A 22,874-nucleotide genomic window follows, 5' to 3' on the forward strand; every position below is an offset into this window, starting at 1 on the left:
CATGACACGAAATCCATAACCAATGGTGGGTCACTTCTCGATGGAAAACCCGGGTCAGCTCTCAGTGCAAATCAACATCGATGCCCCAAGCTGCCGCAGCGCAAAGTCGAGCGTGTCGATCACGGCCCGCTCATCTATCTTGGCGAGGTTCTCGATCGACATCGCCAGAGCGACCGACACGTCGTTGTAGATCTTGCGGGCCGCTTCGTCGCGATCCATGCCGGAATAGGCTCCGGCGATGATCTTGGCCCGTTCCGGCGAGATGGAGAGCGCTGGATCTGTCATCGCCGCGCACCTGCTCCGGAAAGGGAGAGATCGAGGCGCAGAATCGGCACCAGCGCGCGGCAAGCTGCTGCCTTGGCATAGGCCCACTCGACCGAGGTCTTCGCCGATTGGAACTGCTCCGCCGCGACGATCAGATCGGCGAGTGGCACTTCCCTCCGCACATGAGGAAGATGATGGGCGATGAGACCGAGCATGGTCCGCCGCTCTTCCGGGAACTGCCAGGACACACAGAAGGTCGCGATCGCGGCCACCAGAACACGCTCGTCCTCGCTCAGCACTGTGCGGGCCATCAGATATCCCCCGCATAGAAGAAGACCGGCACATTCGTCTCTCGCAGCGCCCACATGACCTCGGAATAGACGCCCGCGCTTTCACGCCAGCCCTCGATGTCCGGAACGACAATGGCGCCGCAGACGTTCAGGAGAGGAACACACCAGCGCAGCCAGAAGGCCCGGGAAAGGGGATCGAGGGCCAGGCCGTCGATCTGCCGCTCGAATGCCTCGGCGTGAACCATTTCGGCGGACTGCACGATCGGGCTGATCCCGGTGACCTGAACCCGCGCCAGTCGGCCAAGCTCGCGCGCAGCCTGCGCCGAGGCATGCAGCGATGCCTCATATGACCAGCGGCCATCGGCCCCGGTCACGCGGCTCGTGTATGGCGTGGCGAGGTAGATCGGCTTGCCGCCATCGGTGAACCTAGCCACCGTGCTTGGGCCAGCGCCGAACCAGATGCGGCTTTCCCAAGCGAGGCGCCGCGATGGGCCGAAGATCCGCCCCCAGTCGGGGCTGGCGGTGCCAGGCATCACGCGGCCTCCGTCTTCTCTGCCGGGATCAATCCGCGAATGTGCCGCGCCACCGCCTCCAGTTCCGCTGCCGTCCCGGCATCGCAGAACAGGTTGCCGATCACCTTGCGGTCACCTTCCGGCCAACCTTCCTGATAGAGGATCAGCTGCACCGTGCCCTCGAACTCGAGGACGGTCAGCTTGTCGTTGCAGAGCGTGAAGTCGGTGGCGCGGCGCATCATGCGGCCCTCCGCCGCTTTTTCCACCAGCAAGCAGGCATGCCGCCGTCCATGTTCTCCGGCTTCGCCACCGTGGATCCGGCCTCGGCTCGGTCGGTGTCGAAGTTCGCCCGGTAGATCAGGCCGCAGATCGCGGACCGGCTGGCACCCTTGCGCCTGGCAATCTCAGACGCCGTCATGCCATGGCGCTCATGGAGGTCGAGGACTTCAAGGATGTCCTCATCGCTCCAGACATTGTTGCGGACAGCCATCACGCGGCCTCCATCGCATTGGTCATGCGCCAGAGAGTGCTTTTCGCGATGCCCATGCGGCGCGCGATCTCAAGCCCGCTGAGGCCCTTAGCCCGAAGGTCCCGGACCTGATCCATAAGCGCGACATTGCCGACATATCCGCAGGGATGAACCTTTGTGGTCAGGCCAAGCGCAGAGATGTCCCGGTCGATCACCGATCGTGCCACGCACAACTGGTTGGCGATGCGGGGGATCGACATGCCCTGCAGGCGCATTTCCTTCACCGCAGCGCGACGCTCAGAAACCTTGCGGGCCAGTTCCTCGGCCCGGGCCATCTTGCGGGCAGCTTCCGCCTCGTTCCGCGCTCTGCGCCGCTCTTCCGCGGCTTCCTTCTTCGCCCGTATCTTGGCCTCCCGGGCCTCGATCATGCGCCGCGCGCGGTCCTCTTGCGCCTCGCTCCTGGACTTTGCCGAGGATGCGCTCCGGTCCAGCCCAAGAGCCACGACGTCCTGCTTGATGGTGAAATCCATGACGCCGAGCTTGCGGGCGATGGCCCGCATCGACAGACCGTCGCTGAACATGCGCGCCACCTTGACACGCCGCGCTTCGATCCTCGCCCGGATCGCCTTCCCCCGCTCGATCTGACGGTCACGCTGCGAATTGCCAGTTGCCCCGCGTTCTACGCGAACCCACGGAAGGTCATGCCCGGTGACGAAGGCATGCGCGGATCGGACATTGGTTCCCAGGAACACGGCATAGTCCTTGATCGTCCGCGGGGCTTCCTGGCCGAAGGCAAGGGCCGCTGCGCATTTGGCCGCGAGGATCTCCTTGCGCTTCGGCTCGACCTTTGCGACCGGGACGCCGTGATCTCGGCAGTACTTGCCAGCTGACTTCTCGAGGATGCCGAGATAGGCCGCGATCTGTTTCACCGTCGCGCCCTTCGCCGCCATGTCCCGCACCTGATCCAGGCGGGCCTCGGCCGCGATGACCCTCGGAGACTTCGCTGCAGGACTGATCTTCTCTTCACTGGCGACCCTCGCCAGGCGGCGCTGGCGGGCTGCATTGCGCCAGTTAGCAGCCTTGATGGCGCGCATGGCCTCGCCCCGGGACTGCTTCACCACCGGCACCAGCTGGAAACCGTCAAAGACAAAGCCGGGGAAACCCGACACGCCCTGCGGGATGATCTGCACCGCGTCCGGCATGACTTGGACGCCATAGCGTGCCGCAACCTCAGCGGCGATCCTCTCTTTCCGATGTTCGGTAATGGTCTGCATAGTCTTACCTTCGGGGCGGATGGGGCTAGGTGCGCCCGCCCATCGCCCCACAACGGGCGGGCGCTGGATCGCGCAGGGAGGAGGAGAGCGCGACCGATCGAATAAAGGCCCGGCGATGGCAGTCGCCGGGAAGTGGCCCGCGCCGGAAATCAGGCAGTCGGCGCGGACAGGCGTTTCATCCGGCGATCACCCAAGCTGCGAAGGCCATCCCAGCGAAGAAGCTGACGACGGCGATGCTCGACATGGCGATGACGGTTATCGCGGTCATGCTGCACGTCCCGCGCCCGAGGCGCTGATGTCGGCGGGGTCAAATCCGTTTGAGCCGGGCATCACATCACCCCGGCAATGGCCGCCACCAGCGCGGCGGCCAAAATGATCACGTCCCGCAGCTGCGGGCGGGGGAGCGCGCCAAGGTCAGGAGCGCGAGCCGCAAAGTCACGAAGCTGAAAGACAAGGTTGTCGACCATCATGCCGCCCTCCGCTGCCGATCGGGCCGGAAGACCGCATCGTATTCATCTGGGAACGCCTGCGAGGCGTGGGCCACGGCATGGCCCATCGGCCCCACCACGCCATCATGCCAGTTGCAGGCAGTCTGGAGCGTGCAGCCAAACTCGATCGCGGTGTCGGTCCGCGCGCCCGGCCCATAGCCGAACACGTTCTGGACGAAGCGCTGCCAGAGGATCGCAAGATCCGCCTTCATCACCTCGGCATCGGAGCGGCGCCGACGGCGGCCGCCCTGGATGACTCGGAACTCATTCGAGCATCCGGTTTGCGCGGATGCCTGCGAAGGCTGGCCGGAATGGGCCAGATGGAGACGGGGCGATGACATCAGGATGCCTTTGCTTTGCTGTCAGGAATTGGGTGCTCTGCCATCCACTGGCGAAGGCGTTCAGCTTCCTCGGGGAATCTGCCGATCCGAGAGCGAAGCCGGTCAAAGTAACGCGGGTTGCCGAGCGCAAGTTGACAGATCGTCGTGGGTTTCAAGCCAGCGTCACGGGCATAGCGCTCGATGTCTGCGATGATGATGTTCGGGTCCATGCCCCGTTATTTGTCATTTGACTAACGATTGTCAACTGGCAAACGGCAAATTGCTCTTGCGCCCGTGGAACGGGTAGGTTCGCACCATGATCGAGAATGCCATCGCACAGAGAATTCAGACGCTGCTCGACGCCAGCGGCATGAACCTAGCCGAGGCGGCACGAGCGGCTGGAATTCCGTACCACACCATCAACAACCTCTGGAGACGCCCGTCTGCCAAGCTGTCTGCAGACAATGCAGATCGCCTTGCAGGAATCCTGGGCACAACCTCACGCTTCATTCTCTTCGGCGAGGCGCCAGCCCCGGCGGATCGCCGGTCGGCTGTTGTTGCGATGTACGACGAATTTGACGATGAGACTCGGAGGAAGCTGGAGGACTACGCCCTGTTTCTGGCCTCTCGGCGCTTTCAAAGCGGCGGATAATCGCCTCAATATCGTCGTCTGGTAGCTCGATAATCAGTCTGACGAATTCATCACGGTTCATGCATACCCCCAGTGAGGCACCTCACACTTAGCAGAACATAAAGAGAACACCAAGGTAGCGCATCTTGTGCGCCCGGCAGATGACCGCCGCGAGAAGTTCCAGAAGGGCGCTACAAGTTGGGTGGAATCACTTTGAGAACAGACAGGAGATTAGATTGGCAAAGAAGGTTCTTGTTGCAGCTATCGCAGCCACAGTGGGCATTGCTGGAGCGGGTCTTTTCTACTGGAAGGCAACTGGATTGACCGATCAGTCGCTGCTCTTGGCGAAGTGCGAGGAGGTTCTCCTGGACCGACTAAGATCGCCGGCGACCTACAACCGAGTAACCGCCACCGATGTCGAACGCACAGTTGCGCTTCAGAACGACTATCTCTACGCCAACGACAAGAGGCGCGCACTGAACCAGATCGAGAAAAACAGACGCGACGCGGAGTTGAAGCGGCTTCACGACCAGAAGGTCGATCGCTTTCAAGCCACCCCGCATGACAAATTGAGCCTCTACTTCGACTACGATGCAGCCAATGCCTTCGGCACCCCACTCAGAGGTACAGCCAGATGCGAGGCGTTTGTCTTGAGGGGAAGAGCCCTCAGGGATGTTTCGATGCTTGATCCGAGAGTCGACGGGTACACGTCATTTGAATGGGCCCTGGATCAGATCGAGAAGCTCGGCAACTGAATAGCCCGGTCACCTGCAAGGGTGAAGGGCGCTCAATCCGCACGGCCTTCGCATCGCTCTACGGACCCTAGCTAACTAGAAAATCGGCCGATTCTGGCTACAGCAATCGCCGCGTGACAAATTTTCTTTGTCACTTGGCAAATTTTGACCTTGTAATTTGTCATTTGGCAAGTATCTTCCCCTCCATCAGAACCGATGGAGGCCCCCGTGCCGCGTACCCAGCCCCCTCTCCCGTCTCGCGCCCAGCTGATCGGCGCACGTCAGATCGCTGGCAATCCCGGCCAGTTCCTTCACGAGCCGGATTTCGAAGCCCTGATCTCAACAGCCTGGTGGGCCTTGAAGGCCGACCAGATGGAGCGCCTCGCCTCCCGTCGCGCCGCTGAGGTCATCCGCGCCGCCTTCCCGGAGGACGCGGCATGAGATCGCCCCAGTCCCGGATCAACGCCCGCCGCATCGCGATCGAGAACGTCGCCGAAACTGCGCCAGCGATCATCGCGGCCTGCATGACGGCCGTCGCACTCATGGCCTTCGCCGTCCTGCTTGGCGCTGCCGCTGCGGCAGTTCCGCAGATCGGCGCGGTCCTCGATCAGGCCGAGCAGCTGCGCGGCTTCTGACCCCATCCCGAGCGCGGGCGGGTCAGACCTGCGCATTTCCCCAACCCGAAGGAACGACCCCATGAAGAAGCTGCTCCTGACCGCCGCGCTGATGCTCGGCACCACCACCCTCGCCACGGCCGCCGAGCCGGACGCGTCGATCTTCGCCGCCAATGGCTGCGATGTCGCGACCCTCGTGCCGGTCATTTCGGACCTGAACCCCGGCGAGGTTCTCTACTGGACCAACACCGATGGCGGCGGCTGTGCGGCGTCCAGCGCCGGTGGCGGCAAGAACATCCTCGACACCCTGCGCCAGATCGCGGCCATCAACCGCCCGCCTGTGGCGGTTCCCGGCGAGGAAGTCGCGGCGAAGTGACCCCACCCCGTGCCGCGCGGGTAATCGCGGCACCTCCCAAGTTGGCAACTCCCCGGCGGCGGGCAGCATCGCTGCCGGGGTTCTTTACCAAAAGGATTGGACCCATGCTCCGCCACATCGACATTCAGAACTGCGAGCAGGTCACGCCTGCCGACCAGCCTGCACCGATGCTGGACTGGATCCCGATCAGCAAGATCGTCATGGATGACGAATACCAGCGCGAGCTGAAGCCGAACAACTGGGCCGCGATCAAGCGCATTGCGGCTGACTTTCACTGGTCACGGTTCTCACCTGTCCTGCTGGCCCCGATCGAAGGCGGCCTCTACAGCTGCATCGACGGCCAGCACCGGACACATGCCGCCGCGATCTGCGGCTTCGATCGCGTCCCGGCCATGATCACCACCGTGACCAAGGCGGAGCAGGCGCGGGCCTTTGTGCATGTGAACGGATCGCAGATCCGCGTTTCTGGCCATCAGGTCTACCGGGCCGCACTGGCTGCGCGGGAACCTTGGGCCGTTTCCTGCCGGGATGCCGTCGAGGCGGCGGACTGCAGGTTGATGATGAACAATTCCACCCTCGCAAAGGACAAGAAACCCGGCGAGGTGTTCTGCATCGCGCTGATCAGGAAGCTGGTCGAGGCAGGCAAGGCTGGCGCGGTCACGGCCGGACTGCAAGCGCTGCGGGCCTACGAACCCGAAAAGGTCGCGCTGTATGCAGACTATGTCCTGACCCCGTGGTTGACGGCCGTCGCCTCTGATCCGGCCTTCGTGAATGCAGACCTGGTTGCCGTGCTGCGGAAGCGCAATCCCTACCAGGTGATCGAGGCGGCGGAACGCTATGCGGGTGTCGAGCGCCTTCCGACCGCACCGACGAAGCGCCAGTTCTTCGAGCGGCAGATACTGGAGCACGGCTTCACGGTAGCGGCATGAAGGTGCTGATCGGCTGCGCCACCTCCTGCGTTGCCCTCGATGCCTTCCTGCGGCGCGGCCATGACGCGTGGCAGTGCGACCTCTTGCCCGCCGACAAGCCGACGAACCGGCACATCCAAGGCGACGTGTGCGACCATCTGGCTGACGGCTGGGATCTGCTGATCATCTGCAACCCGCCCTGCACCCGCCTGTGCAATTCCGGCGTCCGGTGGCTGCACGAGCGGAACCTGTGGGGCGAATTGGACGAAGCAGTCGCGCTGTTCGCCGCTTGCTGGAACGCGCCGGTTGACCGCGTGGCGCTGGAAAACCCGGTCATGCACAGGCACGCGCGGGAACGGATGCCCGCCGATCTGCCGAAGCCGCAGATCGTGCAGCCGTGGTGGTTCGGTGATCCGGCATTCAAGGCAACCGGCCTCTACACGCGTGGCCTGCCTGCGCTGGAGCCGACGCAGCGGCTGACCCCGCCGAAACCCGGCACCGATGCCCACAAGGCTTGGTCGATGATCCATCGCGCCAGCCCCGGCCCGGATCGCTGGAAGGTCCGCAGCAAGACCTTTGTCGGGATGGCAGAGGCATGGGCGGATCAGTGGGGCGGCTACGCGCTGGAGGTGGCGGCATGACCAAGGTTTACGCGATCGGAGAGGAAATGCAGATGATTGTCGATTCCCCCGAGATCCTCGCAACCTACGACCAGCACGCCCGCGCGGCGCGCAAGGCCACCCCGGGCGGCGTCCTGCTGCGCCCCGATCTGCTTGGCGTCTGGAAGCGGGTCGCCGCGATCCATGACACGACCGTGGAGCATGTCCGCGAGCTGGTGGAGGGGCGGCATGGGTGAGCGCCTCCCATACGGCGAACTCAAGGCCGCTGTCCTTCGCCTCGCAGATGGAAACAGAACCGTCGCCGAGATCGCGCGCGAGATCGGCACATCGAAGGCCAGCGTGAATGGCTGCATTCAGCGCCACGGGCTGCAGGACCTGGTTCTGAAGGCGGGCAGGGCCGAGATATCGCGCCAGATCGAGAACACGCTGTCCCGCGCGATTGATGCCATGTCCCGGGTTGATCCGGACGGTGTCAGCACGGCCGAATGGGATGCCATCATCCGCGAGGGGACAGCGCTTCTGCAAAAGGCAGCCGCCAGATGACCTACACTGCCGCCCTGCACCGCATCCGCCGCGCCGCCGCTGACCGCTGGGAGCAGCTTCCATCCGGCTGGTGGGTGACCCCCTGTGCCATTCTGGGCGCATGCGGCTGGGCATTGCTGCTGTGGGCGGTGACGTGATGCCTGACCACACCCTGCACGGCAACAACGAACCCTGCCCGGCCTGCGAGCTGCGGCGCGAGATGATCGACACCACCGCAATCATCCGGCCCGTCATCCAGTGCCAGGTCTGCCGGGGAACGGGCCTGCTGCCGTTGTCGACGGCCGAGATCGTCCGCCGCACCTGCGAAGAGGCGCGGCGGATCTACTGGCCCCAGTTCGAGGCGCGCATCGCCGCGCAGAATGGAGAGAGAGCATGACCAGCCTGATCGACACATCCATCGTCACCCACGAGATCGAGGTGAGCGAGAACGAGCTGCGCGACCGACTGGCTCGCGAGGTCTGCACCTCCCTCGGCTGCTATGGCGACGACAACAAGTTGCGGCCCGGCATCGAGGTGAAGGTGCTGCGTGGGGAGGGCCGAACCGGGGGGTATCGGGTGCGGGTGCGCCGCGACATGAAACAGGACACCACGCCTAGGTTGGAGGGGCCGAAGTGACCAGGCATGAGATCATCAACCATCCTCCCAAGCGACGAGCCAGCCCGTTCAGGCAGGCGGACGTGACCCGCGCTATCAAGGCGGCGAAAGCGGCCGGCATGACAGTGACCCGTTGCGAGATCTCGGCAGACGGTTCTATCGTCCTGACCGATGCGCCAGCCGCGCCGTCGCCAGAGGATGCATTCGCCACATGGAAAGCCAAGCGTGAAGGTCGTGTTGAAGGGCGTTCATAAGGTCAAGCGCCGCCTCGCCTCGGGCGAGACCAAGACGCATCATTACGCGTGGAGGGGCGGGCCGCGGATCGAGGCCGAGCCAGACACGCCGGAGTTCATCGCGGAGTTCCAGAGGCTGACCGCCGATCGCGACAGGCCGACCCACCACGATGGAACGTTCCAGTTCATCATCAACGCCTATCAGCGAAGCCCGGCCTTCAAGGATCTGGCCGAAGCCACGCGCAGCGGCTACGTCCGGCGGATCCGCAAGGTGGAGAAGGAGTTCGGCGACCTGCCCATCAAGGTTCTGGACGACCCGCGCATCCGCGGCGAGGCTCTGGACTGGCGCGATCGCATCGCCGTAACCGCTGGCACCCGGGAGGCCGACTATTGCCTGACGGTGATGGCCAGAATCGTTTCATGGGCGCATGACCGCAGGACCATCCGCGAGAACCATCTCGCCAGGCCGGGCAGGCTACACAAGGGCAGCCGCGTGGACATCATCTGGTCCGACACCGAGGTCGAGGCATTCCTGGCTGTGGCAGAGCCCCATGTGGCTCTGCCGTTCCTGATCGCTCTCAGCACTGCGCAGCGCGAGACCGACATTCTCCGGCTGACCTGGAAAGCATATGACGGTGAGGTGATCCGCCTGCGGCAATCGAAGGGCGGGAAATGGCTGACCGTGCCCCTCACCGTCGATCTGCGCGCCGTCCTGGACGCGGCAAAGGCAAAGCGAACCGGCCCGGTGATCTGCGTGAACAGCCGGGGCAAGCCCTGGACGCTGGACGGCTACAAGACAAGCTTCGGGAAGGCCAAGGCAGCAGCGAAGATCGAGAACCGAACGTTCCACGACACGCGCGGCACGGCCGTCGTCAACTTGGCCCTATCCGGTTGCACCGTGCCGGAGATCTGCAGCATCACCGGCCACAGTCCGACCGACGCTAACTCCATCCTGTCGAAGCATTACCTCGGCCCCGATCGGAGGTTGGCGGAATCGGCGATCGGGAAGCTGGAAACCTGGCAAAAGGGAAAAGCAGAGGCATAGTGAAAAAACTCACTTTGCTTCAACAACTTGTTCAGCTTTTTTCAACGCCTCTTCCGCCTCATCCATTGCTGTCACTCCAAGACCAGCAAGGGTGTAGTTAAGTTGTCGTACAGTTATTATGCGAATCGATGCGCCTGCCCCGATTACAATTATCGGCCAAAGGAAGGATAGTAGCGCCAAGAAGAAGGGTGCAGGGGTGTGCTGCACTAGTACGGCTGTAACCATAGCTGAAGGCATAATGTCGATCATCACGCCGAGGATGATCAGTTGACAGCAGGTCGCCGTAAGAAGGATCGACAAAACCTTTGCCAGCCTGAACTTAAACAGAACATTGAAAAGGACTGCGCACAACTTGTTGGAGAAAGGAGTCCACAAAGATCCAGAGCGGCTGTTGTGAAACTGCACGCGCTCCAAGTTCTTAACTTTTGCGATCTGAACCGCGTCTTTAAACCACGGCGTATTCTCTACATGCCTTTTGGTCGAGTCAGGCAAGGCATCTATTTTTGTCCCAACCGCCTCGCTGATCTGTGAAAGAAAATGAAAGATTGGCAGATTGAGATACGCCAAATTGAAAGCCAATGCCATTCCTAGCATTGGCTCCAGGTTCGGAATAATCTCAGCATTCAGCAACTTCTTCAGTTAACCTTTGCTCTAAGCAATACTGGCGTCGAGGTTTTCCACACCTTATCAAAAAGTGTCATCAATCGCTCGTTCAGATCGTTCTGCCCAAACGACACAACCGCTGTTGCGCCACTCTCGTCCTTTTCAAGCCTGAAGCCTTTTTGATCCATCAGGCTGAAGTTGATGGCAATACCATTTCTGAACGCTTCAGGAACTTGCTTGATCTGGATGTCGCCCTCATCGGCGAGCCGCTCAAACACCTCTGCTTCTTTCTCAGGGCTCACCTGATCGACGAGAATGCGCAGCTTCTTGCCACCGCGAAGAAAGTCCGCTGCCGCGAGAACTGTCGCACTGTCTGCATAGATCCGAGGATCAAGGTACCGCGTCATGATTCTGACACTATCTTGCCCGCGCGACAGCATGCGCTCAAGCACAACGGCGGCATGGGAGGTAGATCCATTGAGCGCGATAGAGCCATCCGCAACGCTGATCATTCTGTCGATCTTCGCGCTATAAGCATCTATTTTCATTGACTTTCCTCACGACAAGAAACTGCCAAGCCTCATGGCAACTACTGAGGTGAGCAGACGGCGAGCCCCCACAAGCCGTGCTTCCTCGTTTTTCGCACACGAATGGTGCCAGCACAATGCAGCAAAATTGCAGCACTGGCGCGGCTTCATCATGTGCCTCTTCCCCTTAGAGCGTCATCTACATGCCGAGCGTGGACAATCTATCCGAAGGTCGGCCAGCCAATCCTAAGTAGGTGCTCCGCCCAGCACAGATACACGTTTTGCATCTGTTTATGTGTGACGTAGAGCACAGGCGGCAACCGTTCGACATTCTCACCACGGTCAAAGTTTTCGTTACCCTTCTTCGCATCAGAACGACGCGAAGGCTCCTTTGGCCCGAGGATTACTGGTTGGGGAAAAGCACAGAGGCAGAACGCGAACTGTAAACGGACCTGTAAACGGTTCCGACGGAGCCGCCTCAGATTCTGCATAAGTGCTTGATTCGAAATGGTGGCGAGGGGGGGACTCGAACCCCCGACCCTGCGATTATGAGTCGCATGCTCTAACCAACTGAGCTACCTAGCCACTGGCGGGCTAGCTACAGTGCAGCACAGGTGGCGTCAAGCCACGATCGCCACGCTTTTCTTCAGGAATGCGCGACGCGCGGTCGCCCCGATGCGGTGGCCGTCAGAACCGCCTCGATGAACATCTGCCGCCCCTCCACCTCGGCGGCGCGGATGTCGCGGGTGACGGTCACGCGCTGATCCTCGGCCCCGGCCAGGCGGGCGCGGCTGCGCGCCTCTTCGACCAGCGCCGCCTCCAGCGCGGCAAGGGCCGCGTCCTGATCGGCGAAATGCTGAACGCCCTCGCCCAGATGCACGACAAAGCGCCCCTCGGCGGGCGAGGTGACGGTGCCCGTCGCCCGCTGGCTGACCTGCCCCACCACCGCGCCGATGGCATTGGCCACGCCCGCATGGGCGGGCAGCACCATCCGCGCGCCCAGCCTTTCGCCCACAGCGCCGTAATAGGACGGGGCCGATGCCCCCAGCCCGATCACCGGCACGCCCAGCCGGGCCGTGATCTCCACGATCCCGCGATGCGGCCTCAGGCCCGCCGCCACCAGGGGATGCCGCGCCAGCGCCTCGGGCGCCTCGCCGGCAAAGGCGCCGTCCTCGGCAAAGGCGGCCTCCAGCAGGCAATCCACCGTCTGCTGCGTCAGCTGATCCACGATCCCCTGCGCCAGCACCGGCGCATCGGGGGCAAAGCGTTCGCCCCGGCCCGTCCGCCGCCGCGCCAGCAGGCGCACGGCCTTTTCCGCCGCCGCCCCATCCCAGGCGGCAAGGCGGCCCAGCACATGGCTCGCATCCGAGGGCGTCACCCCGGAAATCATCACCAGGCCCCGCGCCACCAGCCGCTCCAGCGCGGCCACCTCAAGGCGCGAGGTCAGCGCCTGCCCCACCGGCATGGGCTGCACCAGCCGCTCCAGCACCGCCCGGTCGCGCGGGCCAAGCCCGCCGGCATTGCCCCCCATCGGAATGGCGAAGCGCCCGTCGAATTCGCCCACCGCATCGGCCGAAAGCCAGCGGTCCAGCGCCGCATGGACCATCGCCCCATGCTCCACCGCCAGAAGCGAGACCGGGACAAGCCGACGCGGCCCCAGCCGCAGCCCGCCCTCCAGCCCTTCGGTGATCAGATGCACCTCGCTGTCGCCGCCAAGGCCGCTGGTCCGCATCGCCACGGCCTCGACCATGGTGCGAAAGCCGCCCACCCGCGCGCCCTGCGGGTCGATCTCGGGCAGGCCGTCGCGCAGCAGGGCCACATCGGTGGTGGTGCCGCCGATGTCAGAGACCAGCGCATCCTTCTCGCCCGTCAGCCAGCGCGCCCCCACGATGCTGGCGGCGGGGCCGGACAGGATCGTCTCGATCGGCCGCTCGCGCACCATGGCGGCAGAGATCAGCGCGCCGTCGCCGCGCACCACCATCAGGGGGGCATGGATGCCCACGGCATCCAGATGCCGCTCGCAGGCGGCGACCAGCCGGTCGATCATGCCGATCAGCCGGGCATTCAGCACCGCCGTCAGCGCCCGCTTCGGCCCGTTCAGATTGGCCGAAAGTTCATGCGAACAGGTGACGGGCCGCCCCGTCACCCGCCGGATCACCTCCCGCGCGGCCACCTCATGGGCGGGGTTGCGGGTGGCAAAGCTTGCCGCCACGGCAAAGCCCATCACCTGATCGGCCAACGCCGCCACCTCGGCCTCCAGCCGCGCCAGATCCAGCGGCGCGATCTCGCCCCCGGCATGGCTGTGGCCGCCCGCCAGCCGGATCACCGGGTCGCCCTTCAGCGCCTCGACCAGGCCGCCCCGCTCCAGATCGGCATCGGCAAAGCCGATGAAGACCAGCGCCACGCGCCCGCCCTGCCCCTCGACCAGCGCATTGGTGGCCAGCGTGGTGGACAGCGAGACCAGCGCCACCTCGGACGGGGCAACGCCCGCCTCGGCCAGCGCCGCATCCACGGCGCGGCCCACGCCCAGCGCCAGATCGCCCCGCGTCGTCAGCGACTTGGCCGATCCGATCACCCTGGTCGCGGCCTCGTCCACGATCACCGCATCGGTGTAGGTGCCGCCTGTATCCACGCCCAGAAAATACGCCATCGTTCCGCCTGCCGGTTTCTTCCGTCCGGCACCTAATGCGAAGCGCGGCCAAGTTCACCCCCGAAGGCGACCCTTTCCTGTCGCCAAAGCGGTTTCTGACACAGAAACCGCGCCGGAATTTGACGCAAATTCCGGCCCCCATCCGTCATGCCCCGTCTACAAGGCGATTTCTGCGTGCAGAAATCGTCGCGAAATCTGCGTCAGATTTCGCCCCCCTCACACCACCCGCAGAAAGGCCGGCCCCTCTTCCACCACGCCCACAACCGCCGCAGCCTCGCCCGCCGCCGCCAGTGCCGCGATCACCGCCTCGGCCTGATCGCCCGGCACCGCCGCCAGCAAGGGCCCCGCCGTCTGCGGATCGAACAAGAGCGCCCCCCGCGCGCCCGTTCCCCCCGCCATCCGCCCCGCCACCGCCGCCCGGTTCGCAGGCGCGAGCGAGCTTTCCACCCCCTGCCCCGCCAGCGCCTCGGCCCCCGGCAGCAGGGGCACGGCCTCCATCTGCAACGACGCCCCGCAACCCGATGCCTCCAGCATCTCCAACAGATGCCCCGCCAGCCCGAACCCCGTCACATCCGTCATCGCATGGGCCACCGGGGCCAGCACCGCCGCCGCCCGGTCCTGCATCCGCCCCATCTGCGCCAGCGCCCCCGCCACCGCCTCGCCCAAAATCCCCCCCGGTAGCCGCTCCAAAGCCATCTCGGCGGCCATGATCACCCCCGATCCCAGCGCCTTGGTCAGGATCAGCGCGTCCCCCGGACGCGCGCCCCCTTTCGTCACCGGCAGAACCGCAAGCCCCGTCACGGTGAAGCCGATGGTCAACTCCGCCCCCACGGTCGTATGGCCGCCCACCACATCCGCCCCCACGGCGCGGAACACCTCGCCCGCCGAAGCCATCACCTCGGCCAGCATGTCGGCCTGCAGCGCCGCCGACAGGCGCGGCAGCGTCACCTGCGCCAGCGCCACCTGTGGCGCGGCCCCCATCGCCCAGACATCACCCAGCGCATGAATCGCCGCGATCCGCGTCATCAGCGCCGCATCCGCCGTGAAGGCGCGCAGGTGATCGGTGGTGATCACCTGCACCCCCCCGCCATGGCGCAGCACCGCCGCATCATCGCCCGCGCCGGCCAGCACATCCCCGCGCAGGGGGCGCGGCATGGCGCGTAGCGCGTCGCCCAGCGCCCCTGCCCCCACCTTCGCCCCGCAGCCGCCGCAAATGGGCTTCGCCCCCATCGCCTCGGCCAGCCCCCGCACCGCAGGCTCGGGCAGGGCCCGCGCCATCGCGGGGTAGGCGTCGAATTTCGCCATGAATTCCCGGTCGATCCGATCCTTCAACCGCCAGAGCCACGCCCCCCCCGACCGCAGGCCGAACTTGTCGGCCACTGCCGCCTGCCCGCCCAGCGAGACAAGCTTCAGGTAATCCCGCTGCGGCCGATAGGTCTGCAAGGGCCGCCCCGTCGCCAGGGCCCGCAGATTGTGCAGCAGCACCGGCGCCTCGCGCACGGCGAATACCCCGGCCTTCGGGCGCGGCGCATGGGTCAGATGCGCGCAATCCCCGGCGGCAAGGATCTCCGGGTCAGAGCTTTGCAGATGCGCGTCCACCGCGATGAACCCGTCCTGCAGGGAAAGCCCCGTCTCCGCCAGCCAGCCCTGTGCCCGCGCCCCCGCCACAGCCAGCGTGAAATCCGACGCCAGCCGCGTGCCATCCGTCAGCAGCACATGATCCGCCCCGATCGCCGCCGCCGTGACCCCGGTCTTCAGCGCGATCCCCTCTGCCGCCATCCGCTGCATCAGCCGCGCCCGCGCCCGCGCGCCGATATGGGGCAGCGCCGCATCCCCCCGTTCCAGCAGCGTGATGCGCGGCACCCGCCCCGCCGCCCGCAACCGATGGCTGGAGGCCAGGGCCAGTTCCACCCCGCCGACCCCCGCCCCGATCAGCACGAGCGCGGGCGCCGCTGGCGCCTCTGCCACGAACCGCTCCCACCGCCGCGCGTAATCGCCCAGGGGCTTGGCCGCCACGGCATGTTCGGCAAATCCCGGCACCTCCGGCAGGTCCGACCCGATGCCGATATCCACCGAGGCGATGTCGTAGCGCAGCGTCCGCCCGCCCGCGAGACGGATGCGCTTCGCCGCGCGGTCGATCCCCACCGCCCGGTCAAGGATCACCCGCGCCCCGGCAAAGCGCGCCAGGCGGACAAGGTCGATCATGATCTCCTCCGCGCGGTAATGCCCCGCGATCAGCCCCGGCAGCATGCCGGTATAGGGCGCGGCGGGGTTCGGGTTCACCACCGTCAGCCGCACCCCCGGCAGGGGATCCATCCCCCACATCCGCAGGACAAGCGCATGGGCATGGCCGCCGCCCACCAGCACGATATCCTGAACAAGGGGAAGGGGGTCCTGCATCATCGCCGATCCATTGCTGTCCGCCCGGCAGCCTAGCCCCTGCCCCGGGCAAAGGCGAGGGGCCGCCCCCGCGCCCGATTGCCCCGGCCCTGCCCAGGCCCTAGACTGGCGCCATGCCACACCGCCAGAGGATCGGAGTCACCACAACCCAGCGCCTGAACCTTTCGGTGGCGCTGCAGGCCTCCATCCGCATCCTGCGGGCCGATGCGGCGGGCCTGACGCGCTATCTGGAAGAGCAGGCCGCCGAAAACCCCGCCCTGATGCTGGGTCCGCCCCCGGCCAGCGACTGGCTGCCGCGCTGGGATGCGATGTTCCAGGGCCGCGAACCGCCGCCCGACCATGCCGAAAGCGCGGCCCCCAGCCTGATCGCCCATGTCACCGACTGGCTGTCGCGCCAGGGGTTCACCGCCGCCGAAACCCGCATCGCGCTGGCGCTGGCGGAGAACCTGGAACCCTCGGGCTGGTTGGGCGCGCCGCTGGCGCGCATCGCCGCCGAGACCCGCCGCCCGCAAGCCGAGGTGGTGGCCGTGCTGACCCGGCTGCAGCGCATCGAACCGGCGGGCCTCTTCGCCCGCTCACTGGCCGAATGCCTGCGCCTGCAGGCGCTGGCAGAGGGCGCGCCCGACCCGGTGCTTCTGGGCGTGATCGACAATCTCGATCTGGTGGCCACCGGCGACATCGCCCGCCTTGCGCGCAAGCTGGGCGTCACCGATCCCGCCGTGGCGCAGGCAATCCGCAGCATCCGCGCCATGAACCCCAAGCCCGGCACCAGCTTCGACATGCTGGCAGCCCCCATCCGCGAACCCGATCTCATCGCCCGCAAGGGCGATATGGGCTGGAGCGTGGCGCTCAACCGCTCCTCCCTGCCCAGCGTCGAGGTCGCCCCCGGCCGGGGCAAGGGCCAGGGCCCCGCCCGGGCCGTGCTGCGCCTGGTCGAGGCGCGGAACGCAACGCTTCTGCGCGTGGGGCAAGAGATCCTGCGCCGCCAGCAGGCCGCGCTTGAGGAAGGGGCGGCCCGCCTATTGCCCATGACGATGGCCGATATCGCCGCCGCGCTCGGCCTGCATGAAAGCACGATCAGCCGGGTCGTCGCAGGCACCAGCGTGGACACGCCGCGCGGGACGCTCTGGCTCAGGGCGCTGTTCTCGGCCCGGATGGGCGATGACAGCGCGCCGGGGCTTTCGGCAGCCGCGCTGCGCGCCCGGCTGGCCGAACTCATCGCGCGCGAGGATCGCGCGCATCCCCGCTCGGACGAGGCGCTGGCCCGGCTTCTGTCAACCGAAGGCGCGGTCGTCGCCCGGCGCACCATCGCAAAATACCGCGAGATGCAGGGCATCCCGCCCGCCCATCGCCGCCGCCTGCGCGGCTGAGCGGGGAAAGGGCGGGGGGACAGCCGTCCCCCCGCACCCCCCTTGTCCCTGATCCTGCCTCCGGCGCACGGGGAATGGAGGCCCGCAACGCCAGCCTGCAGCGTGACGGCAGGATCCGGGCACCAGGGGGGTGCGGGGGGGCCGTTGCCCCCCCGCCCGGCCCCTACATCCCGTGCAGCACCCCGGCGATCCGGTCCGCCAGACCGCCGGGATTCTCCAGCCCCTCCACCGCCACCTCGACACAGGGCACATCCATCCGCGCGCGGTGCTTGCCATAGCGCGGGTCGTAATGCCGCTCCATCAACCCCTCGGCCAGTTCGGCAAAGCGCCCCGCCGCCGCCCAGGCCCGCCAGGCGGCAATCACCTCGCGCGGATGCGCCGGGGCCAGCGCCGCCAGCACCGCGTCAAGCCGCCCCGGATCCGCCACCAGATCGGCATAGGCGCGCAGCAGATAGGCCGCCCGCGCCGCCCGCGGCGCCTCGATCGCCACGCGGGGCGCGGCCACCATCGCCCGCCACAGCCGTGGCGGCAGGCGACACTCGCCCACCTTGGCGCTTTCGGCCTCCACCACCACGGGCCGTGCCGGATCCAGCCGCGCCAGCGCCAGCGCAAGCCGCCCCTCAAACGCCTTCTGCGACGGCTGCTCCCCCATATGCCCGAACAGCGATCCGCGATGGTTTGCCAGCCCCTCCAGATCCACCACCTGCACCCCCCGTGCAGGCAAGAGGTTCAGCACCTCGGTCTTGGCCGACCCCGTATTCCCGTCCAGCACCACCAACCGATGCGGAAACGGATCGTTGTAGAGCGCATCCACCACCAGCCGCCGCCAGCTTTTATATCCGCCCTGCAGCACCTCCACCCGCCAGCCGATCTGGGCCAGGATCGTCGCGAAGCTCCCCGATCGCTGCCCGCCCCTCCAGCAATAGACCAATGGCCGCCACCCGCCCGGCCTGTCCGCAAGCGGCCCCTGCAGATGCGCCGCGGCATTCTTCGCCACCAGCGCCGCGCCGATCTTGCGCGCCGAAAACGGGCTCACCTGCTTGTAGATCGTGCCCACCCGCGCGCGTTCGTCATCATCCAGCACCGGCAGCGAGATCGCGCCGGGAACATGATCCTCGGCCCATTCCGACGGGGATCTGACATCAATGATATCGTCGAAATCCAGCGCCAGCACATCCGCCAGCGATTTCAGCACCACCGCCATCAGAACCCCGCCTCGCACCGCGCGACCAGCGCCGCCAGCATCGCCTCGCACCGCGCCATCTGCTCGACCGACACGAACTCGTCGGGCTTATGCCCCTGCGCCATAGACCCAGGCCCGCAGATCACCGTCGGCACCCCCAGCCGCGCGTCGAAGAGGCCCCCTTCCGTGCCAAAGGCCACCTTGATCGTCCCGTTCGCCCCCGTCAGAGCCTTGACGAAGTTCACCACCCCCGCATCCGATGGCGTCCCAAGCCCCGGATAATCCCACAACCGCTCGATCCGTATTTCCGCCTCCGGGAACTCCGCCCTGAGCGGCGCGACCAAGGCCGCGCAGCCCGCGCGGACCTCCTCGATCAGCCCCGCCACATCCTCGCCGGCCAGCGACCGTATCTCCCAATCCGCCACCGCCTGATTGGGAACGATGTTCACCTGCACCCCGCCCGACATCTTGCCGACATGCAGCGTCGTATAAGGCACGTCATAATCGCCATCCCGCATCCCCTCCGCCGCCACCCGCGCCTGCACCCCGCGCAGCACGCCCACGAAATCCGCCGCCAGATGCAGCGCATTCAAGGCCAGCGGCGCCAGCGCCGAATGCCCCTCGCGCCCCACACAGGTCGCGCGCAGCGCCACCTTCCCCTTATGACCCGTCGCCACCGCCATCCCCGTGGGCTCCCCCACGATGCACATGCGGGGCCGCACCGGCGCCCCCTCCAGCATCGTGATCAGCGACCGCACCCCCATGCAGCCGATCTCCTCGTCATAGGACAGCGCCAGATGCAGCGGCACCCGCAACTCCCGCCGCGCCGCCGCCAGAACGGCGGCAATCGCGCAGGCGACAAAGCCCTTCATGTCCGCCGTGCCGCGCCCGTAATACCGCCCCTGATCCTCGGTCAGCGCGAAGGGCGGATAGGTCCAGGCCTGCCCCTCCACCGGCACCACGTCGGTATGCCCCGACAGCATCACCCCGCCCAGATCGGCAGGCCCGACCGTCGCATAAAGGTTGCACTTCCCGCCCGAAGCGTCCGGGATCAGCACCGCCTCCACCCCCGCCTGCGCCAGCAGCCCCGCCACCCAGTCCATCAGCGCCCGGTTGGGCCGATGGCTGACGGTGTCAAAGGCAATCAGCCGCTCCAGTATCGCGCGCGCATCCATTCCGGGGCCCTCCAGTCACGCGACCACCTAACCGCAAAGGACCGTGAAGCGGAACCCCCGCCCCTTCCCCATCCCCGCCGCAGGGTGCAAAGGTCGCATCCAGACAGACGAAAGCGATTCCCATGCGCCCCTTCCTCGCCCTCCTTATCCTCGCCACGCCCGCCGTCGCGCAGGAAACCACCACCCCACCCAGCCCCCGCGACGGCGGCGCAGTCGCGCAACTCCTCCACGCGCATACGCTCTTCGACCTTGCCCTCGCGCGCAAGGACCCGCTCGCCACACTCTCCGCCGCCCGCCTCGCCGCAGGCATCACGGCCACCGACGACGACCGCGCCCCCACGCCCCCCGGCGAACCCGTCCCCGCCACCTATCCCACGGCGGAGGTGATGTTCACCGCCGCCAAGGCCCTGGCCAAGGAAGACGACCTCGTCACCGACCTCACCGCCCGCACCCTGACAGAATCCGCCAACGCCCCCACCCTGACCGTCATCCGCTCCACCCGCGGCATCGCAGGGGGCGAGGCGCAGGTCTGGCAACTCCCCTTCTTCGCAGCAAGCCCCGCAGAGATCGGCCTCCTCGGCGACGGCAAGGCCAATCTCGACCTCTCCGTGACGCTCGCCGAAGATATCCCGATCTGCCTCGACACCGCCCCCGCCGACCGCGCCCTTTGCAGCTTCGTCCCCGAAGAAAACGCCACCTTCACCATAACCGTCACGAACCTCGGCGAAACCACGGCGACCTACAGCCTGCTTACCAACTAACCCATTGATCCAAAACATTTGCTGCGCAGCGAAAACCGCAGCATTTCCGCGCCCATGCTGCGCAGCGAAGAAGCAGAAAAACCGCCCCTTCATCTTGGCCCAAATACCCAAATCCTTCCGCCCGGACCAGGAGCGCCCTCCGCAACGGAGCGCCTCGCACAAGACCAGCAGCACCCCTGCTTCGTCTCGGCCCAAATACCCAAGCCCGCCTGCCACCCCGAACCCACGCCCGATCACCACCCCCCCAAAACGAAAACGCCGCGCAGAAAGCGCGGCGCGAAGGGCGGGGTTCACCCCGCCTTGAAGGGGGTCACCCCGCCATGATCCGAAAGCTTACATCACTTCCGACATCTTCACGACACGCCCCTCGGCCACCGACTTCACCGCCGCATCCGCCAGGGCCAGCGCGATCAGCCCATCCTCACCCGTCGGCTCTGCCTTGCCCGTGCCGTTCAGCGCAGCGATGAAGGTCGCGATCTCCGCCGCATAGGCCTCGGTGTAGCGCGTCATGAAGAAGTCGTGCAGCGGCGGCCGCGTATAGCCCGCCCCCGTCGCCACCTCGATGGACACCGGGCGCTGGTTCTCTGCCGACACGGCGCCCTTCGACCCATGCACCTCGATCCGCTGGTCATAGCCATAGGTCGCGCGGCGCGAGTTGGAAATCATCGCCTGCCGCCCCGATGCGGTCTTCAGCAGCACCTGCACAGAGTCGAAATCCCCCGCCGTGCCGATGGCCGGATCGACCAGAACCGCCGCGGTGGCGACGACTTCCGAAATCTCCTCGCCCAGCAGGAACCGCGCCATGTCGAAATCATGGATCGTCATGTCGCGGAAGATGCCGCCCGACCGCTTGATATACTCGACCGGCGGCGCGCCGGGGTCGCGGCTGGTGATCACCACCATCTCCACCTCGCCCACGGTGCCCTTGTCGATCTCGGCCCGCACGGCGCGGAAATGTGGGTCGAAGCGGCGGTTGAAACCCACCATCAGCGTCCCCTTATGCGCGCGGACCACCTCAAGGCATTGCTTCACGCGCGCGAGGCTCAGGTCGATGGGCTTTTCGCAGAACACGGCCTTGCCCGCCTTCACGAAGCGCTCGATCAGGTCGGCATGAGTATCCGTCGGCGTGCAGATCACCACCGCGTCGATATCCTTGGCCGCCTCGATCGCCTCGATCGTCCGCACATCGCAGCCGTACTGATCCGCAATCGCCTGCGCCGCCGGGGCCATGGCATCCGCCACCGCCACCAGCTTCGCATTCGCGTCGCCCGTCACCGCCTTCGCATGGACCTTGCCGATGCGCCCTGCACCCAGAAGCCCGAACCTGACTGCCATTTCACCACTCCTCTGCCCGCCCGGGGCGTTGTCATCCGGCCGCGGGGATCACTCCCCATAGGCCCCATTCACGTTCTGATCGAAATCCACCATCGCGCCCGTCATCACACCCGACTCCGGCGACAGCAGATAGGACACCAGCCCCGCCACATGGCCCGGCTTCACCAGCATGCCGAACGGCTGCTTCGCCTCCGCCGCCTCCAGCCAGCCATCCCCCGCCCCATGGAACTGCCGCTGGATCGCATCCTCGCCCGGCGTGTCCATCCAGCCCACATTCACCCCGTTCACCCGGATGCGATGGGCGCGCAGCGCATTGGCGCTGTTCTTGGTGATATTGGCCAGCGCCGCCTTGCTGGCCGCATAACCGGCAAGGAAGGACTGCCCGCAATGGCTGCTCATCGTCACGATGTTGACGCAAGACGCCGGATGCCCCGCCGCCACCGCCGCCTGCGCGAAACGTTGCAGCGCAAAGAACGGACCCTTGGCGTTGGTATCCATCAATTCGTCCCACCCTTCCGGCGTGGTATCAAGGATCGACCCCCGCGCCGTGGATGCCGCCGCATTGACCAAGGCGTTGACGGGACCGAAGCGCATCAGCGCCCGCTCCACCAGTTCCGCCGCCTCGCCCGCATCCGACATGTCCGCAGGCAGGAAGCGCACATCCGCGCCGGATGCGCGCAGCCCCTCCGCCGCCGCCTCGCCCTTCAGGACATTCCGCCCCGAAATCACCAGCTTGCGGCATCCTTCGGCCACCAGCCGCTCGGCAATCGCAAGGCCAAGCCCCTGCCCGCCCCCCGTGATGACGGCAACCGTCCGCGCATGATCCGGCATGATTCCCCCCGCATGGAACGGCAAGCCCCGCAAACGGAACTTCTATTCCATTTCTCTGCATCTTCAACCCGAATGTTCCAGTCTGACGAAAATCGTCAACCGATCCCGCCACCCACGCAGAGCA

At 66.1% G+C, this 22,874-nt stretch carries 33 protein-coding genes and 1 tRNA gene; 16 read left to right on the plus strand and 18 right to left on the minus strand.

The features are described 5' to 3' along the window. Positions 1 to 54: 54 nt before the first annotated feature. The 9 genes from G5V65_RS00005 to G5V65_RS00045 all read right to left on the minus strand — a co-directional run bounded on the left by G5V65_RS00005 (position 55) and on the right by G5V65_RS00045 (position 3,847). Positions 55 to 285, minus strand: coding sequence for a hypothetical protein (locus G5V65_RS00005; protein ID WP_165046372.1), 231 nt, complete (start codon positions 283 to 285; stop codon positions 55 to 57). After that, on the minus strand, positions 282 to 575 hold the full coding sequence (locus G5V65_RS00010; RefSeq protein ID WP_165046373.1) for a hypothetical protein: 294 nt from the start codon (positions 573 to 575) through the stop codon (positions 282 to 284). Before G5V65_RS00010 ends, G5V65_RS00005 begins: the two co-directional genes overlap by 4 nt. Beyond that, positions 575 to 1,087 carry a DUF1937 family protein gene (locus G5V65_RS00015; RefSeq protein WP_165046374.1) on the minus strand — a complete coding sequence of 171 codons (513 nt, stop codon included), beginning with the start codon at positions 1,085 to 1,087 and terminating at the stop codon, positions 575 to 577. The genes G5V65_RS00010 and G5V65_RS00015 overlap by 1 nt, the downstream gene beginning before the upstream one ends. Continuing rightward, on the minus strand, positions 1,087 to 1,308 hold the full coding sequence (locus G5V65_RS00020; RefSeq protein ID WP_165046375.1) for a hypothetical protein: 222 nt from the start codon (positions 1,306 to 1,308) through the stop codon (positions 1,087 to 1,089). Before G5V65_RS00020 ends, G5V65_RS00015 begins: the two co-directional genes overlap by 1 nt. Then, complete coding sequence (locus G5V65_RS00025) at positions 1,305 to 1,556, minus strand: hypothetical protein (protein WP_165046376.1); 252 nt, start codon at positions 1,554 to 1,556, stop codon at positions 1,305 to 1,307. The genes G5V65_RS00020 and G5V65_RS00025 overlap by 4 nt, the downstream gene beginning before the upstream one ends. Beyond that, positions 1,556 to 2,629, minus strand: a complete 1,074-nt coding sequence (locus tag G5V65_RS00030) for a hypothetical protein (RefSeq protein WP_165046377.1) — start codon at positions 2,627 to 2,629, stop codon at positions 1,556 to 1,558. Before G5V65_RS00030 ends, G5V65_RS00025 begins: the two co-directional genes overlap by 1 nt. Before the next feature lie 509 nt (positions 2,630 to 3,138). Next, a complete protein-coding gene (locus G5V65_RS00035) occupies positions 3,139 to 3,279 on the minus strand; it encodes a hypothetical protein (RefSeq protein ID WP_165046378.1) in 141 nt (46 codons plus the stop codon). Further along, the gene (locus G5V65_RS00040; protein ID WP_165046379.1) at positions 3,276 to 3,638 is read right to left on the minus strand and encodes a hypothetical protein; all 363 of its coding nucleotides are present in this window, start codon (positions 3,636 to 3,638) and stop codon (positions 3,276 to 3,278) included. The genes G5V65_RS00035 and G5V65_RS00040 overlap by 4 nt, the downstream gene beginning before the upstream one ends. Then, positions 3,638 to 3,847: a hypothetical protein gene (locus tag G5V65_RS00045; RefSeq protein ID WP_165046380.1), complete on the minus strand. Its 210-nt coding sequence runs from the start codon at positions 3,845 to 3,847 to the stop codon at positions 3,638 to 3,640. The genes G5V65_RS00040 and G5V65_RS00045 overlap by 1 nt, the downstream gene beginning before the upstream one ends. 86 nt (positions 3,848 to 3,933) lie before the next feature. On the opposite strand from G5V65_RS00045, the gene G5V65_RS00050 reads away from it, so the two are divergent. The 14 genes from G5V65_RS00050 (at position 3,934) to G5V65_RS00115 (ending at position 9,915) form a co-directional block, all read left to right on the plus strand. Next, a complete protein-coding gene (locus G5V65_RS00050) occupies positions 3,934 to 4,269 on the plus strand; it encodes a helix-turn-helix domain-containing protein (protein WP_165046381.1) in 336 nt (111 codons plus the stop codon). 215 nt (positions 4,270 to 4,484) lie between these two features. Next, positions 4,485 to 5,003 carry a hypothetical protein gene (locus G5V65_RS00055; protein WP_165046382.1) on the plus strand — a complete coding sequence of 173 codons (519 nt, stop codon included), beginning with the start codon at positions 4,485 to 4,487 and terminating at the stop codon, positions 5,001 to 5,003. Positions 5,004 to 5,210: 207 nt separating this feature from the next. After that, positions 5,211 to 5,423, plus strand: a complete 213-nt coding sequence (locus G5V65_RS00060) for a hypothetical protein (RefSeq protein ID WP_165046383.1) — start codon at positions 5,211 to 5,213, stop codon at positions 5,421 to 5,423. Next, positions 5,420 to 5,617 (plus strand): hypothetical protein, encoded by a 198-nt coding sequence (locus tag G5V65_RS00065; RefSeq protein WP_165046384.1) that lies wholly within the window; start codon positions 5,420 to 5,422, stop codon positions 5,615 to 5,617. The genes G5V65_RS00060 and G5V65_RS00065 overlap by 4 nt, the downstream gene beginning before the upstream one ends. Before the next feature lie 61 nt (positions 5,618 to 5,678). After that, entirely contained in the window at positions 5,679 to 5,972 is a 294-nt protein-coding gene (locus G5V65_RS00070) for a hypothetical protein (RefSeq protein WP_165046385.1), read from the plus strand. A gap of 104 nt (positions 5,973 to 6,076) precedes the next feature. Beyond that, positions 6,077 to 6,901, plus strand: a complete 825-nt coding sequence (locus G5V65_RS00075) for a ParB N-terminal domain-containing protein (protein ID WP_165046386.1) — start codon at positions 6,077 to 6,079, stop codon at positions 6,899 to 6,901. Further along, positions 6,898 to 7,521: a hypothetical protein gene (locus tag G5V65_RS00080; protein ID WP_165046387.1), complete on the plus strand. Its 624-nt coding sequence runs from the start codon at positions 6,898 to 6,900 to the stop codon at positions 7,519 to 7,521. Before G5V65_RS00075 ends, G5V65_RS00080 begins: the two co-directional genes overlap by 4 nt. Further along, on the plus strand, positions 7,518 to 7,736 hold the full coding sequence (locus G5V65_RS00085) for a hypothetical protein (protein ID WP_165046388.1): 219 nt from the start codon (positions 7,518 to 7,520) through the stop codon (positions 7,734 to 7,736). Before G5V65_RS00080 ends, G5V65_RS00085 begins: the two co-directional genes overlap by 4 nt. Further along, positions 7,729 to 8,043, plus strand: coding sequence for a hypothetical protein (locus tag G5V65_RS00090; RefSeq protein WP_165046389.1), 315 nt, complete (start codon positions 7,729 to 7,731; stop codon positions 8,041 to 8,043). Before G5V65_RS00085 ends, G5V65_RS00090 begins: the two co-directional genes overlap by 8 nt. Then, complete coding sequence (locus tag G5V65_RS00095) at positions 8,040 to 8,180, plus strand: hypothetical protein (protein WP_165046390.1); 141 nt, start codon at positions 8,040 to 8,042, stop codon at positions 8,178 to 8,180. Before G5V65_RS00090 ends, G5V65_RS00095 begins: the two co-directional genes overlap by 4 nt. Further along, complete coding sequence (locus G5V65_RS00100) at positions 8,180 to 8,419, plus strand: hypothetical protein (RefSeq protein WP_165046391.1); 240 nt, start codon at positions 8,180 to 8,182, stop codon at positions 8,417 to 8,419. The genes G5V65_RS00095 and G5V65_RS00100 overlap by 1 nt, the downstream gene beginning before the upstream one ends. Beyond that, a complete protein-coding gene (locus G5V65_RS00105) occupies positions 8,416 to 8,658 on the plus strand; it encodes a hypothetical protein (RefSeq protein ID WP_165046392.1) in 243 nt (80 codons plus the stop codon). Before G5V65_RS00100 ends, G5V65_RS00105 begins: the two co-directional genes overlap by 4 nt. Continuing rightward, the gene (locus tag G5V65_RS00110) at positions 8,655 to 8,891 is read left to right on the plus strand and encodes a hypothetical protein (RefSeq protein WP_206526641.1); all 237 of its coding nucleotides are present in this window, start codon (positions 8,655 to 8,657) and stop codon (positions 8,889 to 8,891) included. The genes G5V65_RS00105 and G5V65_RS00110 overlap by 4 nt, the downstream gene beginning before the upstream one ends. Beyond that, positions 8,863 to 9,915 (plus strand): tyrosine-type recombinase/integrase, encoded by a 1,053-nt coding sequence (locus G5V65_RS00115; protein WP_343162798.1) that lies wholly within the window; start codon positions 8,863 to 8,865, stop codon positions 9,913 to 9,915. The genes G5V65_RS00110 and G5V65_RS00115 overlap by 29 nt, the downstream gene beginning before the upstream one ends. Before the next feature lie 9 nt (positions 9,916 to 9,924). On the opposite strand, the gene G5V65_RS00120 is transcribed toward G5V65_RS00115, so the two are convergent. The 5 genes from G5V65_RS00120 to selD form a co-directional block, all read right to left on the minus strand. Then, on the minus strand, positions 9,925 to 10,545 hold the full coding sequence (locus G5V65_RS00120; RefSeq protein ID WP_165046394.1) for a hypothetical protein: 621 nt from the start codon (positions 10,543 to 10,545) through the stop codon (positions 9,925 to 9,927). Between the two features lie 5 nt (positions 10,546 to 10,550). After that, positions 10,551 to 11,030 carry a DUF7931 domain-containing protein gene (locus G5V65_RS00125; RefSeq protein ID WP_165046395.1) on the minus strand — a complete coding sequence of 160 codons (480 nt, stop codon included), beginning with the start codon at positions 11,028 to 11,030 and terminating at the stop codon, positions 10,551 to 10,553. Positions 11,031 to 11,553: 523 nt separating this feature from the next. Continuing rightward, positions 11,554 to 11,630 (minus strand) — tRNA-Met (locus G5V65_RS00130). Between the two features lie 61 nt (positions 11,631 to 11,691). Next, positions 11,692 to 13,695 (minus strand): hydantoinase/oxoprolinase N-terminal domain-containing protein, encoded by a 2,004-nt coding sequence (locus tag G5V65_RS00135; protein ID WP_165046396.1) that lies wholly within the window; start codon positions 13,693 to 13,695, stop codon positions 11,692 to 11,694. 216 nt (positions 13,696 to 13,911) lie between these two features. Continuing rightward, positions 13,912 to 16,098, minus strand: coding sequence for a selenide, water dikinase SelD (gene selD, locus G5V65_RS00140; RefSeq protein WP_165046397.1), 2,187 nt, complete (start codon positions 16,096 to 16,098; stop codon positions 13,912 to 13,914). A gap of 110 nt (positions 16,099 to 16,208) precedes the next feature. On the opposite strand from selD, the gene rpoN reads away from it, so the two are divergent. Continuing rightward, on the plus strand, positions 16,209 to 17,465 hold the full coding sequence (gene rpoN, locus G5V65_RS00145) for an RNA polymerase factor sigma-54 (RefSeq protein ID WP_165046398.1): 1,257 nt from the start codon (positions 16,209 to 16,211) through the stop codon (positions 17,463 to 17,465). Positions 17,466 to 17,628: 163 nt separating this feature from the next. On the opposite strand, the gene mnmH is transcribed toward rpoN, so the two are convergent. Together mnmH and argE are read right to left on the minus strand one after the other, a co-directional pair. Continuing rightward, on the minus strand, positions 17,629 to 18,669 hold the full coding sequence (gene mnmH / locus G5V65_RS00150; RefSeq protein WP_165046399.1) for a tRNA 2-selenouridine(34) synthase MnmH: 1,041 nt from the start codon (positions 18,667 to 18,669) through the stop codon (positions 17,629 to 17,631). Continuing rightward, complete coding sequence (argE, locus tag G5V65_RS00155) at positions 18,669 to 19,823, minus strand: acetylornithine deacetylase (protein ID WP_165046400.1); 1,155 nt, start codon at positions 19,821 to 19,823, stop codon at positions 18,669 to 18,671. Before argE ends, mnmH begins: the two co-directional genes overlap by 1 nt. A gap of 122 nt (positions 19,824 to 19,945) precedes the next feature. Between argE and G5V65_RS00160 the strand changes: the two genes are divergently transcribed. Then, on the plus strand, positions 19,946 to 20,584 hold the full coding sequence (locus tag G5V65_RS00160) for a hypothetical protein (protein WP_165046401.1): 639 nt from the start codon (positions 19,946 to 19,948) through the stop codon (positions 20,582 to 20,584). Positions 20,585 to 20,917: 333 nt separating this feature from the next. On the opposite strand, the gene iolG is transcribed toward G5V65_RS00160, so the two are convergent. After that, entirely contained in the window at positions 20,918 to 21,919 is a 1,002-nt protein-coding gene (gene iolG, locus G5V65_RS00165; protein ID WP_165046402.1) for an inositol 2-dehydrogenase, read from the minus strand. Between the two features lie 48 nt (positions 21,920 to 21,967). Then, complete coding sequence (locus G5V65_RS00170) at positions 21,968 to 22,750, minus strand: SDR family oxidoreductase (RefSeq protein ID WP_165046403.1); 783 nt, start codon at positions 22,748 to 22,750, stop codon at positions 21,968 to 21,970. Positions 22,751 to 22,874: the final 124 nt, after the last annotated feature.

Origin of the sequence: Paragemmobacter kunshanensis, from assembly GCF_011059185.1 — a bacterium.
Taxonomy (GTDB): domain Bacteria; phylum Pseudomonadota; class Alphaproteobacteria; order Rhodobacterales; family Rhodobacteraceae; genus Paragemmobacter; species Paragemmobacter kunshanensis.

Bases quoted from the DNA above. Each gene is read 5' to 3' on its own strand.
- G5V65_RS00005 (WP_165046372.1), bottom strand. From the start codon at position 285: ATGACAGATCCAGCGCTCTCCATCTCGCCGGAACGGGCCAAGATCATC.
- G5V65_RS00010 (WP_165046373.1), bottom strand. From the start codon at position 575: ATGGCCCGCACAGTGCTGAGCGAGGACGAGCGTGTTCTGGTGGCCGCG.
- G5V65_RS00015 (WP_165046374.1), bottom strand. From the start codon at position 1,087: ATGCCTGGCACCGCCAGCCCCGACTGGGGGCGGATCTTCGGCCCATCG.
- G5V65_RS00020 (WP_165046375.1), bottom strand. From the start codon at position 1,308: ATGATGCGCCGCGCCACCGACTTCACGCTCTGCAACGACAAGCTGACC.
- G5V65_RS00025 (WP_165046376.1), bottom strand. From the start codon at position 1,556: ATGGCTGTCCGCAACAATGTCTGGAGCGATGAGGACATCCTTGAAGTC.
- G5V65_RS00030 (WP_165046377.1), bottom strand. From the start codon at position 2,629: ATGCGCGCCATCAAGGCTGCTAACTGGCGCAATGCAGCCCGCCAGCGC.
- G5V65_RS00035 (WP_165046378.1), bottom strand. From the start codon at position 3,279: ATGATGGTCGACAACCTTGTCTTTCAGCTTCGTGACTTTGCGGCTCGC.
- G5V65_RS00040 (WP_165046379.1), bottom strand. From the start codon at position 3,638: ATGTCATCGCCCCGTCTCCATCTGGCCCATTCCGGCCAGCCTTCGCAG.
- G5V65_RS00045 (WP_165046380.1), bottom strand. From the start codon at position 3,847: ATGGACCCGAACATCATCATCGCAGACATCGAGCGCTATGCCCGTGAC.
- G5V65_RS00050 (WP_165046381.1), top strand. From the start codon at position 3,934: ATGATCGAGAATGCCATCGCACAGAGAATTCAGACGCTGCTCGACGCC.
- G5V65_RS00065 (WP_165046384.1), top strand. From the start codon at position 5,420: ATGAGATCGCCCCAGTCCCGGATCAACGCCCGCCGCATCGCGATCGAG.
- G5V65_RS00070 (WP_165046385.1), top strand. From the start codon at position 5,679: ATGAAGAAGCTGCTCCTGACCGCCGCGCTGATGCTCGGCACCACCACC.
- G5V65_RS00075 (WP_165046386.1), top strand. From the start codon at position 6,077: ATGCTCCGCCACATCGACATTCAGAACTGCGAGCAGGTCACGCCTGCC.
- G5V65_RS00080 (WP_165046387.1), top strand. From the start codon at position 6,898: ATGAAGGTGCTGATCGGCTGCGCCACCTCCTGCGTTGCCCTCGATGCC.
- G5V65_RS00085 (WP_165046388.1), top strand. From the start codon at position 7,518: ATGACCAAGGTTTACGCGATCGGAGAGGAAATGCAGATGATTGTCGAT.
- G5V65_RS00090 (WP_165046389.1), top strand. From the start codon at position 7,729: ATGGGTGAGCGCCTCCCATACGGCGAACTCAAGGCCGCTGTCCTTCGC.
- G5V65_RS00095 (WP_165046390.1), top strand. From the start codon at position 8,040: ATGACCTACACTGCCGCCCTGCACCGCATCCGCCGCGCCGCCGCTGAC.
- G5V65_RS00100 (WP_165046391.1), top strand. From the start codon at position 8,180: ATGCCTGACCACACCCTGCACGGCAACAACGAACCCTGCCCGGCCTGC.
- G5V65_RS00105 (WP_165046392.1), top strand. From the start codon at position 8,416: ATGACCAGCCTGATCGACACATCCATCGTCACCCACGAGATCGAGGTG.
- G5V65_RS00125 (WP_165046395.1), bottom strand. From the start codon at position 11,030: ATGATCAGCGTTGCGGATGGCTCTATCGCGCTCAATGGATCTACCTCC.
- G5V65_RS00135 (WP_165046396.1), bottom strand. From the start codon at position 13,695: ATGGCGTATTTTCTGGGCGTGGATACAGGCGGCACCTACACCGATGCG.
- selD (WP_165046397.1), bottom strand. From the start codon at position 16,098: ATGATGCAGGACCCCCTTCCCCTTGTTCAGGATATCGTGCTGGTGGGC.
- rpoN (WP_165046398.1), top strand. From the start codon at position 16,209: ATGCCACACCGCCAGAGGATCGGAGTCACCACAACCCAGCGCCTGAAC.
- mnmH (WP_165046399.1), bottom strand. From the start codon at position 18,669: ATGGCGGTGGTGCTGAAATCGCTGGCGGATGTGCTGGCGCTGGATTTC.
- argE (WP_165046400.1), bottom strand. From the start codon at position 19,823: ATGGATGCGCGCGCGATACTGGAGCGGCTGATTGCCTTTGACACCGTC.
- G5V65_RS00160 (WP_165046401.1), top strand. From the start codon at position 19,946: ATGCGCCCCTTCCTCGCCCTCCTTATCCTCGCCACGCCCGCCGTCGCG.
- iolG (WP_165046402.1), bottom strand. From the start codon at position 21,919: ATGGCAGTCAGGTTCGGGCTTCTGGGTGCAGGGCGCATCGGCAAGGTC.
- G5V65_RS00170 (WP_165046403.1), bottom strand. From the start codon at position 22,750: ATGCCGGATCATGCGCGGACGGTTGCCGTCATCACGGGGGGCGGGCAG.